This window comes from Streptomyces sp. AC627_RSS907, assembly GCF_019049165.1.
Window position 1 is genome coordinate 216,954 of record NZ_JAGMUE010000289.1, and the last position, 12,503, is coordinate 229,456.

Below are 12,503 nucleotides of genomic sequence, written 5' to 3' on the forward strand. Positions count from 1 at the left end.
ACCGTCCACATCGAAGTACCGGGCGCTCCGCTCCTGGCCTTCGTCGTTCATGGTCACCACGCGGTAGACCGTGGCCATCGTCTGGTTCCTCTGCCGATGTCCCCCAGCCGCACCTGCCGCCGGTTTTCCTACTGATTGCCCCAGCCGTGACTCCACCGACCGGATTGCTTCAACGCTACCGGAGCGGACAACCTCGCAGTGAGGATCTCCGCGATCAGTGCACACTCCGTCTCCTGGCTCCGCCTACCGGTCGGTACTCGATCGGCGCCGCGACCTGCGCGCCTGCCACCAGCATCAGCCAGAATCGGACATCAGCTCACGGGCCTTCGAAGCACCCCAGGACGGTCACCTGGTCGAAGCACCGCGCCTTCACGTCCTTCCTCGCGATCGTCCAGAAGACGTCGCCGCCGATGTGGAGGTTACCGAAGTCCAAGGCGCCTCCATACCATTGAGCGAGAAGCGCCCAGTCGTCGGGACGAGGCCGTGCCCATGGGCTGGCCCGCCTGCCCTCCGGCTTCCCCGCCCTCCGTGCCGCCATGGCGGCGGACGCGGTGATGGGGTCGTCCTCGCCGTAGGAGTCCCTGGAGTATCCGTCGATCTGCAGGTGCGTCTCGTCGCGATGGTGTCTTTCCTCGTACAGCACGTCCGACCAGGCCTGGCGCAGTTCCTTGGCGTGCGGGTGCTCGACGGGGTCGATCAGCACCTCGTTGTCCGGCAGGGAGAGGTCGTACTTCAGCCGTAGCTCTGCGCGGTCATAGCCGTCGTCCCCAGGGCGTTCCTCGAGGGGCGTGCCGGCGGGGACGTACATCACTCGGCCGGAAGCGGCAAGGTCGTCCGGATGGAGCCGGGCGAAGAAGAGGAGCCGGCCGTCGGGGGGCAGTACCAGAGTCGTCGCGTCGCCGGGCAGCGCGGCGAGGTCCAGCATCGCTATCAGGTTCAGCCCTGCCGGGTGTTGGGGAGCGTCGGCGGGCAGCAGGCTGGGCCCGCCGAAGTGGCCCACGACCGGCCCGTCCACGGTGGACGCCAGGGTGGCGCAGGGGCGGGCGGCCTCGAGCCACCTCTCCACCTCGGCGGACGGGACGCCGCCCGCTAGCGCCTTCTCACGGAACCGGCTCATCTTGTCGAGCATCTCGGGTTTCATGCGGTGAACATAGTGGCGAGTACTGAACTCACGGGCCGATGCATGACGTACACCCGGCAACTGCCGCATTCTGCACACCTTCACCCTCGCCGGCCTCAGCAACGACGCGCTGCCTCGGCGCGAGGCCGTGAGGGCCCGCAGCTGGCGGAGTGCGAACTCAGCGCTCCACGCCGCGCGTTCGGACAACACCCCGAGACGAGCCTCCCAGGGACGGCAAGGGGGGCGCTCCGTCGCTTCGTCGCTTCGTCGCTTCGTCGCTCCGTCGCTCCGTCGCTCCGTCGCTCCGTCGCTCCGTCCAAGGCTCGCAGCGAACGACCCTGCTCGTCAGCGGGGAGACGCTCCAGCCTCCGCACCATCTCCCCCTGTCTCGTCCCCGACCGCCCTCACCGCTCACCCGCGAGGTCGAGATCACCCCTGCTCGTCGCAGCCGGCTCTTCAGCACCCCGGGGACGGCGCCACGGGTGCGCGATCGGACCGGCGACCGCCCGCCACCACGGCTCCACCGGCAGCTCCCCCGCCGGCTCGAACGGCTCGCCCGGGCGCGGGAACGCCACCGCAAGGCCGGCCTCCTCGGCCGCGTCCTTCGTCCACTCCGCCGGCTCCGCCCACGGGTGCGGCGCCAGGTTGAAGCTGCCCCAGTGGATCGGCAGCAGCACCCCGCCCGGAGCGCCTCCCTGCAGGTCAAGATGGGCCTGCACACCCTGCGCAGGCGTCATGTGAATGTCTGGCCACATGCCAGGCAGCGGCGTAGAGTCCGTGTGGTTCTTGGGCCAGAACTCGGCGTACGCCCCGAGCTGGATCATCGTGGCGTCGAACGGGCCGTGGGCGGCGCCGATCTCCCGGAAGCCCTCGAAGTAGCCCGTGTCGCCGCTGTGGTAGACGCGGTGCTCCTCGCCGGCGACGACCCAGGACGCCCAGAGGGTGTGCTGGGTGTTGCGCAGACCGCGCCCGCAGAAGTGCCGCGCCGGGGTGGCGGTCAGGGTGAGGCCGCCGACGCGCGTCGACTCGTGCCAGTCCAGTTCGCGCAGCCGGCCGGCGGACACGCCCCAGTGTTCGAGGTGGGCGCCGACGCCGAGCGGAACGGCGAACAGGGTGTCCGTGCCGGCCAGCGCCTTGATCGTGGGCATGTCCAAGTGGTCGTAGTGGTCGTGGGAGATGACGACCACGTCCACCTCGCCCAGGGCGGCCAGGGGCAGCGGTACCGGGTGCAGCCGCCTGGGCCCGGCGAAGGGGAACGGGGAGCAGCGCTCACCCCACACCGGGTCGAAGAGCACCCGCCGCCCGTCTATCTCCGCGAGCACGCTGGAGTGCCCCATCCAGGTCAGCCGCAGTCCGGTGGCGGGCGGCCGGGCGAGGTCGGCGAGCGTGGTGGCGTGTACCGGGACCGTTCCCCCCGGGGTGCGGCGCAGCCGCGACTCCCGGTCGAAGTAGATCTTGGCGAACTCGCGGGCCGATCCGGAGGGCCGGGTGCGGGCGGTGCCTCCGGGGTTCTGGAACACCCCGTCGCGGAAGTGCGGCGATCTGCGGATGCGCGCCATGCGCTCACCGCCCGGGTCCGCGCCGAAGGCGGCGGGCCGCGGCACGCGGAGCCCGGTGTGAGGGGAACGGGGGGCGGCCACGGTACCTCCTGGTGGAGTGGGTCAGGCTCTCATTGTCGTCCTGCCCGACGTCACCTCGAACGACCGATGTCACATCCGGGTTCCCTCCACCCGTCGCACCGGTGAGGGCGCTCCGCACCAGGCGCCCGAAACGAACCCGGCACGACACGACACGCCACGGCACGACACGGCCGACGAACAGGAAGGTGGCCCCCCATGGCCCACGTATCCCTCACCCCGCCCCGGACGCTCTTCTTCCGTGTCATGGAGTGGTACTCCAGGCGCACCTACGGCAAGGTCCTCGACCCCGGCAAGGCCCTCGCCCACAACCCGCGCGTGCTCTGGGGCGACCTGCGGTTCGAGCGGTCCGTCGCCAGGTGGAACAGGCTCGACTCCGATCTGAAGGCGCTCGCGGTGATGGCTTCGGCGGCCTCCATAGGCTGCTCGTGGTGCATGGACTTCGGCTACTGGGAGAACGCGGAGCGCGGAATGGACCGGCGCAAGCTCCACGACGTGCCGGCGTGGCGCGAGAGTGACGTGTACACCCCGTTGGAGCGGGACGTCATGGAGTACGCCGAGGCCATGACGGCGACCCCGCCCACCGTGGGCGACGACCTCGCCGGGCGGCTGCGGACCCGGCTGGGCGAGCCCGCGTTCGTGGAGCTGACGGCCATGGTCGCCGTCGAGAACCTGCGTTCCCGTCTCAACGCGGCGCTCGGCCTCACCAGCCAGGGCTTCAAGGACTCCTGCGACCTGTCCGGCGCGGGCTCCGGGGCCGGGGCCGCCGCCTCGGCGGACTGAGTCCGGGGGCCGAAGGCGGCCGTCGCCGCACGTCCGGGCGCCTGTATAGGCTGACGGGCGTGGCGAGAGTCCGGTTGAGTGTGGCGGAGCGGCGCGAGGAGCTGCTGCGCGCAGCCATCGAACAGATATCCGCGCGGGGCGTGGCGGCGTTGCGGATCGCCGACGTGGCCGCCGCGCTCGGTGTCAGCAACGCGCTGGTGCTGTATCACTTCTCGACGAAGGAGAAGCTGGTCGCCGCCGCCTTCGCGCATGCCGCCGAGGACGATCTCGCCCATCTGCGCAAGCTGCTCGGCGGCCGTACGTCGGCGCTGCGCCGGCTGCGGGCGGCCGTACGGTGGTACGCCCCGACCGGACAGGCCAAGGGCTGGCGGCTGTGGATCGAGGGCTGGGCGGTGGCCCTGCGTGAGCCCGCCCTGCGGGAGGTCGCGCGGGAGCTCGACCGGCAGTGGAAGGCGGCGATCGCCGAGGTCATCGCCGAGGGCGTGGCGGCCGGGGAGTTCCCGTGCCCGGACCCCGACGGCGCCGCCCGGCGTCTGACCGCCCTGCTCGACGGGCTGGCCGTGCAGCTGACGTCCTACGCGGGCGCGGTGTCCCGGGCCCAGGCACAGGAGTGGACGGACGAGGCGCTCGCCCGGGAACTGGGGCTGGCGCGGGAGGCGTTGACGCCGTCGCGGCGATGAGCCGGCCCGGAGCCGGCGTCCCCCGCCGCCGCGCCCCGGTCCCGCCTTCAGACCACCGCGTCGATCCGCATCTTGATGTCGTCCGGCGACAGCGTCCCCTTCGCGGTCACGTGGTCCCCCGAGGACTCGCCCCGCAGCCGGCGTCCGATCCACGGCACCAGGTACTCCCGTGCCCACTGCACGTCGTCCCGCCGGACGTCGAGGGTGCCGCGGGGCGGCAGCGGCGGCCAGGGCTGGTCCGGGTCGGCCGGGACGCCGAGGCCGAGGACCTGGCCCGCCCGCAGCGCCACGCGGGTGTGGCCCTCCGCGGAGAGGTGCAGCCGGTCCGCGTCCCACGCCCTGCGGTCCTGGACGCTCCGGAGCGACCACAGGTCGAGCACCGGGCAGCCGTAGCGGTCGGCGACGGCGCGCACGTGTCCGTTGTACGTGGCGATCTTGCCGCGCAGATGCTTGAGGACCGGCACCCCGCGGGTGTCGAACCCGGTCGTCACCAGGACGGTGCCGGCCGCGGCGGTCAGCGCGGCCACCGCCCGCTCGAACCGCTCGGCCACCTCGTCGGGATCGGTGCCGGGCCGGATGATGTCGTTGCCGCCCGCACAGAACGAGACGAGGTCCGGTGCGAGTTCGACGGCCCGCGGGACCTGTTCCGCCACGATCTGGTCGAGCAGCCTGCCGCGCACGGCGAGGTTCGTGTACGTGAAGTCGCCCTCGGGGCGCCGGTCTGCGAGCAGTACGGCGAACCGGTCGGCCCAGCCGACGAACGCCCCGTCGGGGCCGGGGTCACCGACGCCCTCGGTGAAGCTGTCCCCCACCGCCACGTACGACCCGATCACTGCTCTGCTGTCACTCTTCGAATCGTCTGCCACATCGGCCCATGATTCACCGTGGAATGTGACCTACGCGACCGTAGGAAGGGGTTGACGGGCGGTGAGAAAGACCACGCCTAAAGTGTTCGTCAATTGCGGAATACGCCGAAGGCCGGACCCCGGGACCGGGGCCCGGCCTTCGTTCCGGCGCGAGGGCCGCGCCGGAACCGTCGTCAGACCAGGACGCCGTGCGAGCGCAGGAAGGCCAGCGGGTCCACGTCCGAGCCGTAGTCCGGCGTGGTGCGGATCTCGAAGTGCAGGTGGGGGCCGGTCACGTTGCCGGTGGCACCCGAGAGGCCGACCTGCTGGCCCGCCGTCACCGACTGGCCGGCGGAGACGGAGAGCGAGGACAGGTGGGCGTACTGGGCGTAGTGGCCGTCGGCGAGCTCGATGACGACCTGGTTGCCGTACGCGCCGCCCCAGCCGGCGGAGACGACCGTGCCGGCGCCGACGGCCTTGAGCGGGGTGCCGGTCGGGACGACGAAGTCCGTGCCGGTGTGGTAGCCGCTGGACCACATGCTGCCCGACTGGTGGTACGGGGTTCCGACGCTGCCGCCGGGGACGGGGGAGGTGTAGCCGCTGGCGGTGCCTGCGGACTGGGTGCTCGTGCGGGAGGAGGTCGTCGTGGCGTTCGGCGACTTCTCCGAGACGGTGTCCTCCGACGCGGCGGGCTTCGGGGCGGCGGGCTTCTCGGCCGGCTTGTCCGCGGGCTGCTCCGGGGTGGTCGCCGCCGGCCGGCCGAGGGACAGTTCGAGGCCCGGGTGGATCAGCGACGGGTCGGAGCCGATGGCCTCGCGGTTGTCCGAGTAGAGCTTCTTCCAGCCGCCGTCGACGTGCTGCTCGTCGGCGATCCCCGACAGGGAGTCCCCGCTCCTGACGGTGTACGTCGTCGTGCCCGGGTTCTTCCCGGCGGCCTGCCCTGCTGTCGCCGGGACGGACCGCACGGCCTGCTCGGAGGCGGACTGCGCGGGAGCGGCCTGCGCGCCGGCGGCACCCATCAGCGGGAGGGCGAGCGCGGCGCCACCGGTTCCGGCGACGGCGAGGGTGCGGGTGAGGCGCATGGCCTTGGTACGACGGTGCTTACCCTTCGCGGGCATGGTGAGTTCCTCTCCGGCGCCTGCGAGGTGAGCTGTCGGGTGCGGGCTGGAGATGCCCGGCCGCGCAGGGGCGCGGCTTTACCCCGAGCCTGTTCCGGGAACCGGAACAGGCGGTCCTGCCTGTGGGTCCCCCGCTCCTGCCGGGTACGGGTGATGGATGAGTGCGGGCTCCGGTCGGCGGCAGGATTAGGCGTCCGTCCGGATCGGTGGTGAACGTAAGGGACCCGGCCGCGCGGGGACAAGCGAGGAATTGCCCGGGCACGTGTTTTCCGTGATCCGTTGCGGGAATCACCGGTCACACTCCGTCGATTCCGCGTGCGCCGTTTCCCGTGAAGCGCCTTGAAAACCGATTGAATTACGTGAGCATGACGAGCAACTCACGGTCACGGATATGACGCTGCTCACGCGAGACCGCCCCAGCCTCCTTTATTCCAGGTCACGTTGGGCGTCAAGCCTCAATTCAGAACAGAACGCCCGAATACGGTCGAGTCGGAACACCGTGGCGTCGAGGTCTCCGCGGCCGGCTGAAGCCCTCCCGGAGGCGAGCCGGTCGAGCGGATCGGTGTCGGCCGAGGTCCGCACCCCGTGTCCCGGCGGGCGAGCACACCGAGACCGGCCCGGCCGCCGCCATCCGGGCAGGACGCGAAGGCACCGCCCGGGTGGTCGGCCCACAGCCGGTCCACCAGTGCCTTCACAACTCACTGCCGCAGGCAGGGGATGCCGTATCGTCGAGTGGCGCCCGTCGTCGAGCAGCGCCGACGGGGCGGAGTGGGAGGAGCCCCCGTGACGCAGCAGGTCCCGTCGACCGAGCCCGAGCTGGCCGGTGTGCGCAACTTCCGTGACCTGGGCGGGCTGCCGACCGTGGACGGACGGCGGGTGCGGCAGGGGGTGCTGTTCCGCAGCGGCCACCTGGCGCACGCCACCGAGGAGGACGCGGCGTTCCTGGCCTCGCTGGGCCTGCACACCATCTTCGACTTCCGCAACGCGGCCGACCAGAAGCTCGAGGGCCCCGACGTCGAGCTGCCGGGCGTGCGCAACGTGAACCTGCCGCTGAGCGATCCGGCCGACGGCGCCGAGTTCTGGAAGATGGTCCGCGACGGCGACCTCGACCAGCTGCGCGAGATCCTGGCGGACGACAAGGGCGCCCAGCGGATGATCGGCTCCTACCGCACGATCATCAAGGAGCGCACAACGGAGCACTCCCGCGTGCTGCACGCACTCGCCGAGGACAGCGTCCCCGCCCTCATGCACTGCGCGGCCGGCAAGGACCGCGCGGGTCTGTCGATCGCGATCACCCTGCTCGCCCTCGGTGTCGAACGCGAGGCCGTCGTCGAGGACTACCTGAAGTCGAACGCCGCGCACCGCCGCTACAAGGTGCACCGCAGCAGCTCCGCCGCCTCGGCGTACTCCCCCGAGGTCATGGAGCTGCTGAGCCCGCTGTTCGACGCGCGCGCCGAGTATCTGGCCGCGGCCTTCGAGACAGTGGAGGAGACCTGGGGCGGGGTCGACGCCTACCTGGAGAAGGGCCTGCGGGTCACTCCGGAGACTCGGGAGCGGCTGCGCGAGCGGATGCTGGACTGAGCCACGCGCCCGGTCGGTCGCCGGCTACTTGGCCCCCACCTCGAACAGCAGGTAGAGGAAGGCACCGAAGACGTGCCCGAGGGCGATGTAGATGAACAGGCGCACCCACAGGGCGCGCGGAAACTTGTCCTGAATGGCGCTCATGGCATCTCTCCAGGGGTCGGGCCGAGGCACAGCGCGGCCGAGGGGCTCTGCAGAAGGGTGTGGACGAAGAGCAGTTCGACCCCGTCGGGGTCCTGTGCGGCGATCCGGTGCGGGGTGAGCGAGTCGAAGTGGGCACTGTCCCCCTGGCCGAGCCGGTGGACCGTGTCCCCGAGGCGCAGCCGCAGCCGGCCCCTGAGCACGTACAGCCACTCCTCACCGGGGTGCACCCGTACGATGTCGCCCTGGGAGCCGTGCGGCACACGGACACGCAGGGCCTGCATGCCGCGGCCGGCCCCTCCCGCCTGCCAGTACGTCCAGCCGCCCGCCTCCGTCGGCTCCATGGCGTCGGCACGCACCACGGCGTCCCGGTCCGCGGCCGTCTCGCCGAGCAGGTCCGAGACGGTCGTGGCGTAGACCCGGGCGAGGGCGAGCAGCATCGGCAGCGAGGGCTGGCGCTGTCCGGTCTCGAGCCGTGAGAGGTGGGCGGGCGACAGCCCGGCCGCCCGGGCCGCCGCCTCCAGGGTGAGGCCGGCCCGGCGCCGCAGGGCACGCAGCTGCGGCGCCACGACGGACACCGCGTCCGCCGCCCCGTCCGGAGCCGGCGGCTCGGTCTCGTGCGAGGTCATGCCTCCATTCAGCCCGAGAATTACCCGTGAGGCAATTCTCTTGCCTCAGAGGCAAGAAAGCGTCTCCGGGAGGAAGGCGGCTCCGGGAGGCGGGGCGCTAACGGTTGGCCACCGCCTGCCTGACCAGGGTCTTGCCGAAGTCCCACATCAGGCCGCCGCCGTTGTGCGCGTCGTCCATGACCTCGGTGAAGGCGTCGACGAACCGGTCGGCGTCCGCCGCGTCGATGATCAGCGGCGGGATCAGTTTGATCACCTCCAGGTGGTCGCCGGACACCTGGGTCAGGATCCGGTGCCGTTGCAGCAGCGGCACCACGACCATCTGCGCGAACAGCCCCTTGCGCGCGGCCTGCAGCATCGTCCAGCGGCTGCGCAGCCTCAGGGACCTGGGCCGGCCGAACTCGATCCCGATCATCAGCCCCCGGCCCCGGACGTCGGCGAGCAGCTCGTAGCGGTCCACCAGCTCCACCAGCCGGGACTTCAGCCGGTCCCCCACCGCCGCGGCGTTCGCCACGATCTCCTCGTTCTCCATCACCGACAGCACCGCGAGTCCGGCCGCCATGGCCTGCGCGTTCGACCCGAAGCTCGCGGAGTGGACCTGGACCCGGTCCATCGAGGAGAACACCTTCTGGAAGATCCAGTCCTTGCCGAGGGTGGCCCCCACCGGCACGTATCCGCCGGACAGGGCCTTGGCCACACAGACCAGGTCGGGTTCGACGCCGTCCTCGTGCTGGAAGGCGTAGAACTTCCCGGTCCGGCCCAGTCCCGTCTGCACCTCGTCGGCGATCAGCAGCGCCCTGTGCCGGTGCAGCAGCTCCTGGGCGGCGCGCAGGTACCCGGGCGGTGCCTCGTGCACGCCCTTGCCCTGGATCGGTTCCACGATCAGCGCGGCCACGTCACCCCGCTCCAGCTCCCGTGCCAGCGCGTCCAGGTCGCCGAGGGGGACGGCGGTGTCGGGCAGCAGGGGGGCGAAGCCCTCGCGGAACCCGTCCTCGCCGTTGACGGACAGGGAACCGGTGGTCAGCCCGTGGAAGGCGTGCGCACAGTACAGGACCCTCGGCCTGCCGGTCGCGTACCGGGCGAACTTCAGCGCGGTCTCGACCGCCTCCGTGCCGCTGTTGCCGAAGAAGACCCGGTCCAGGTGCGGGCTGTAGGAGAGGAGCTTCTCGGCGAGCAGCCCGGGCAGCGGCGGGCAGTCGAAGCGGGTCAGGTCGGCCAGGGAGGCGTCGAGGACGTCGTGCAGCGCCTTGCGGACGACCGGGTGGTGGCGTCCCAGGCCCATCACCGCGAACCCGGCGAGCATGTCCAGGTAGTCGTTGCCGTCCGCGTCCCAGAAATGCGCCCCCTCGGCCCGCTCGTAGACCTTGTCGAAGCCGATGGTGCGCAGCATGCGCGGGAGCTGGTGGTTGAGGTGTCTGGCGTGCAGCTCGTACCGCTCGGCTCCGCGCTCGGCCAAGAGCGCGGCGAGGTCGAACTCCTTGGTCATTCAGTTCTCTCCTTGCGCTGGCATGACGATCCGTTCGTCCCCGGACTGTTCCCCCGCCGGTGCCCCGGCCCGGCCCGCGACGGCCAGGCTCGCGCTGATCCGTCCGGCGATCTCGACCGGGGTGAGACCGATGTCGGCGAGCAGCTCGGCGCGCTTGGCGTGCGCGAGGAACTGCTCGGGGATGCCGAAACGGCGTACGGGTACGTCGACCTCGGCATCGCCCAGCGCCAGCGCCACCGCGGAACCCACCCCGGCCGCACGGCTGTTGTCCTCGACGACGGCCACCAGGCGGTGGCGCGCGGCCAGCGGCGCGAGCGCGGGGTCGACGGGTTTGACCCAGCGCGGGTCGACGACGGTGCATCCGGTGCCGCGGGCCTCGAGCAGCTCGGCGGCCCGGAGGCAGACGGGCGCCATCACGCCGACGGCCACGAGCAGCACCACGGGGTCGTCCGCGGTGTGCAGGACGTCCAGGCCGCCGACCCGGTCGACGGCCGGTACGGCGGGGCCGACGGTCTCCTTCGGGAAGCGCACCAGAGTCGGCGCGTCGTCGACGGCGACCGCCTCGCGCAGCTGGGCGCGCAACTGGTCGGCGTCGCGCGGGGCGGCGATGCGCAGGCCGGGGACGACCTGGAGGACCGACATGTCCCACATGCCGTTGTGCGAGGGCCCGTCGGTGCCGGTGACACCGGCCCGGTCCAGGACGAAGGTGACGCCGCAGCGGTGCAGCGCCACGTCCATCAGGAGCTGGTCGAAGGCGCGGTTGAGGAAGGTGGCGTAGACGGCGACGACCGGATGGAGTCCGCCGGTGGCGAGGCCGGCGGCGGAGACGGCGGCGTGCTGCTCGGCGATGCCCACGTCCCAGACCCGGTCGGGGAACCGCTCGGCGAAGCGGCCGAGGCCGACCGGGTGCAGCATGGCCGCGGTGACCGCGACGACGTCGTCGCGCTCCTCGCCGATCCGGAGGATCTCCTCGCCGAACACCGAGGTCCAGGAGGGGCCGTTGGAGGGGCTGAGCGGCTCGCAGGTGAGCGGGTCCATCGCGCCGACCGTGTGGAAGTGGTCCTCCTCGTCGCGCAGGGCGGGTTCGTAGCCGCGGCCCTTCTGGGTGAGGCAGTGCACCAGCACCGGCCCGTGGAAGCGCTTCGCCCGGCGCAGGGCCGACTCGACGGCCCCGATGTCGTGCCCGTCGACCGGGCCGACGTACTTCAGCCCCAAGTCCTCGAACAGGCCCTGCGGGGCGAAGGCGTCCTTGAAGCCCTTCTTCGCGCCGTGCAGGGCCTCGTAGACGGTGTTGCCGACCAGGGGTGTGCGCTGGAGCACGTCCTTGCCCCAGGCCAGCACGCGCTCGTAGCCGTCGGTCGTGCGCAGCGTCGCCAGGTGGTCGGCGAGGCCCCCGATGGTCGGCGCGTACGAGCGTTCGTTGTCGTTCACGACGATGATCAGCGGCCGGTCCCGGGCCGCCGCGATGTTGTTCAGGGCCTCCCAGGCCATGCCGCCGGTGAGCGCGCCGTCGCCGACGACGGCGACGACATGGCTCCGCTCGCCCCGCAGCCGACGGGCCTTGGCGAGGCCGTCGGCCCAGCCGAGGACGGTGGAGGCGTGGCTGTTCTCGATGACGTCGTGCTCGGACTCCTCACGCGACGGGTAGCCGGACAGTCCGCCCTTGCCGCGCAGTTTGGAGAAGTCCTGCCGGCCGGTCAGGAGTTTGTGCACGTAGCTCTGGTGGCCGGTGTCCCACAGGATGCGGTCGGCCGGTGACTCGAAGACCCGGTGCAGGGCGACGGTGAGTTCCACCACCCCCAGGTTGGGTCCGAGGTGCCCGCCGGTCCGGGCGACCGCGTGCACCAGGAAGTCACGTATCTCGTCGGACAGTTCACCGAGTTCCGCCCCGGACAGCGCCTTCAGGTCGCGTGGTCCCCGGATGCTCTCCAGAATCGTCACGTTCGGGCCCCCTTCGGTCCGTGCTGTTCAGCTCACGGTGACGGCCGGCTCCCCCGACGCGCCGTCCTTCTCCATCTGCTCGGCCAGCTTCATGGCCTCCTCGACGAGGGTCTCCACGATCTTCGACTCGGGTACGGTCTTGATGACCTCGCCCTTGACGAAGATCTGGCCCTTTCCGTTGCCGGAGGCGACACCGAGGTCGGCCTCGCGGGCCTCACCGGGACCGTTGACGACACAGCCCATGACGGCGACGCGCAGCGGGACCTCCATGCCCTCCAGTCCCGCCGTGACCTCCTCGGCCAGCTTGTAGACGTCGACCTGGGCGCGGCCGCAGGACGGGCAGGACACGATCTCCAGGCCCCGCCGGCGCAGGTTGAGCGACTCGAGGATCTGGATGCCGACCTTGATCTCCTCGACCGGCGGGGCCGACAGGGAGACGCGGATGGTGTCGCCGATGCCCTGGGAGAGCAGGGCGCCGAAGGCGACGGCCGACTTGATGGTGCCCTGGAAGGCGGGGCCCGCCTCGGTGACACCGAGGTGCAGCG

12 protein-coding genes, 1 pseudogene and 1 riboswitch are annotated in these 12,503 nt (G+C 71.6%); of the genes and pseudogenes, 3 read left to right on the plus strand and 10 right to left on the minus strand.

Features of this window, described 5'->3' with window-relative positions; translation table 11 throughout:
• Positions 1–316: 316 nt before the first annotated feature.
• The gene (locus tag KUM32_RS34955; RefSeq protein WP_217145936.1) at positions 317–1,141 is read right to left on the minus strand and encodes a DUF1963 domain-containing protein; all 825 of its coding nucleotides are present in this window, start codon (positions 1,139–1,141) and stop codon (positions 317–319) included.
• A gap of 383 nt (positions 1,142–1,524) precedes the next feature.
• Positions 1,525–2,760, minus strand: a complete 1,236-nt coding sequence (locus KUM32_RS34960; RefSeq protein WP_217145937.1) for an MBL fold metallo-hydrolase — start codon at positions 2,758–2,760, stop codon at positions 1,525–1,527.
• A 195-nt stretch (positions 2,761–2,955) separates the two neighbouring features.
• Here KUM32_RS34960 and KUM32_RS34965 point away from each other — a divergent pair, with 195 nt between their 5' ends.
• A complete protein-coding gene (locus KUM32_RS34965) occupies positions 2,956–3,540 on the plus strand; it encodes a carboxymuconolactone decarboxylase family protein (protein WP_217145938.1) in 585 nt (194 codons plus the stop codon).
• 59 nt (positions 3,541–3,599) lie between these two features.
• Entirely contained in the window at positions 3,600–4,220 is a 621-nt protein-coding gene (locus KUM32_RS34970; protein WP_217145939.1) for a TetR/AcrR family transcriptional regulator, read from the plus strand.
• A 47-nt stretch (positions 4,221–4,267) separates the two neighbouring features.
• Here the strand turns inward: KUM32_RS34970 and KUM32_RS34975 are convergent, their stop codons facing one another.
• The 3 genes and pseudogenes from KUM32_RS34975 to KUM32_RS44200 all read right to left on the minus strand — a co-directional run.
• Positions 4,268–5,053: an SGNH/GDSL hydrolase family protein gene (locus tag KUM32_RS34975; RefSeq protein ID WP_217145982.1), complete on the minus strand. Its 786-nt coding sequence runs from the start codon at positions 5,051–5,053 to the stop codon at positions 4,268–4,270.
• A 206-nt stretch (positions 5,054–5,259) separates the two neighbouring features.
• The gene (locus KUM32_RS34980; protein ID WP_217145940.1) at positions 5,260–6,183 is read right to left on the minus strand and encodes a M23 family metallopeptidase; all 924 of its coding nucleotides are present in this window, start codon (positions 6,181–6,183) and stop codon (positions 5,260–5,262) included.
• Positions 6,184–6,187: 4 nt separating this feature from the next.
• A riboswitch (cyclic di-AMP (ydaO/yuaA leader) is annotated at positions 6,188–6,346 on the minus strand.
• Between the two features lie 377 nt (positions 6,347–6,723).
• Positions 6,724–6,872 (minus strand): annotated as a pseudogene (locus KUM32_RS44200) (alpha-galactosidase); the annotation flags it as partial.
• A 94-nt stretch (positions 6,873–6,966) separates the two neighbouring features.
• Between KUM32_RS44200 and KUM32_RS34985 the strand changes: the two are divergent.
• Complete coding sequence (locus KUM32_RS34985; RefSeq protein WP_217145941.1) at positions 6,967–7,764, plus strand: tyrosine-protein phosphatase; 798 nt, start codon at positions 6,967–6,969, stop codon at positions 7,762–7,764.
• Between the two features lie 24 nt (positions 7,765–7,788).
• Here KUM32_RS34985 and KUM32_RS34990 read toward each other — a convergent pair whose 3' ends face one another.
• The 5 genes from KUM32_RS34990 to KUM32_RS35010 all read right to left on the minus strand — a co-directional run.
• Positions 7,789–7,908, minus strand: coding sequence for a DUF6126 family protein (locus KUM32_RS34990; protein ID WP_217145942.1), 120 nt, complete (start codon positions 7,906–7,908; stop codon positions 7,789–7,791).
• Positions 7,905–8,534: a helix-turn-helix domain-containing protein gene (locus tag KUM32_RS34995; protein ID WP_217145943.1), complete on the minus strand. Its 630-nt coding sequence runs from the start codon at positions 8,532–8,534 to the stop codon at positions 7,905–7,907. The genes KUM32_RS34990 and KUM32_RS34995 overlap by 4 nt, the downstream gene beginning before the upstream one ends.
• A 97-nt stretch (positions 8,535–8,631) precedes the next feature.
• Positions 8,632–10,017, minus strand: a complete 1,386-nt coding sequence (locus KUM32_RS35000; RefSeq protein ID WP_217145944.1) for an aspartate aminotransferase family protein — start codon at positions 10,015–10,017, stop codon at positions 8,632–8,634.
• Positions 10,018–11,958 carry a 1-deoxy-D-xylulose-5-phosphate synthase gene (gene dxs, locus KUM32_RS35005; protein ID WP_217145945.1) on the minus strand — a complete coding sequence of 647 codons (1,941 nt, stop codon included), beginning with the start codon at positions 11,956–11,958 and terminating at the stop codon, positions 10,018–10,020. It lies immediately after the preceding gene.
• Between the two features lie 27 nt (positions 11,959–11,985).
• Positions 11,986–12,503, minus strand: a 518-nt coding sequence (locus KUM32_RS35010; RefSeq protein ID WP_217145946.1) for a flavodoxin-dependent (E)-4-hydroxy-3-methylbut-2-enyl-diphosphate synthase, incomplete at its 5' end; no start/stop codon positions are given.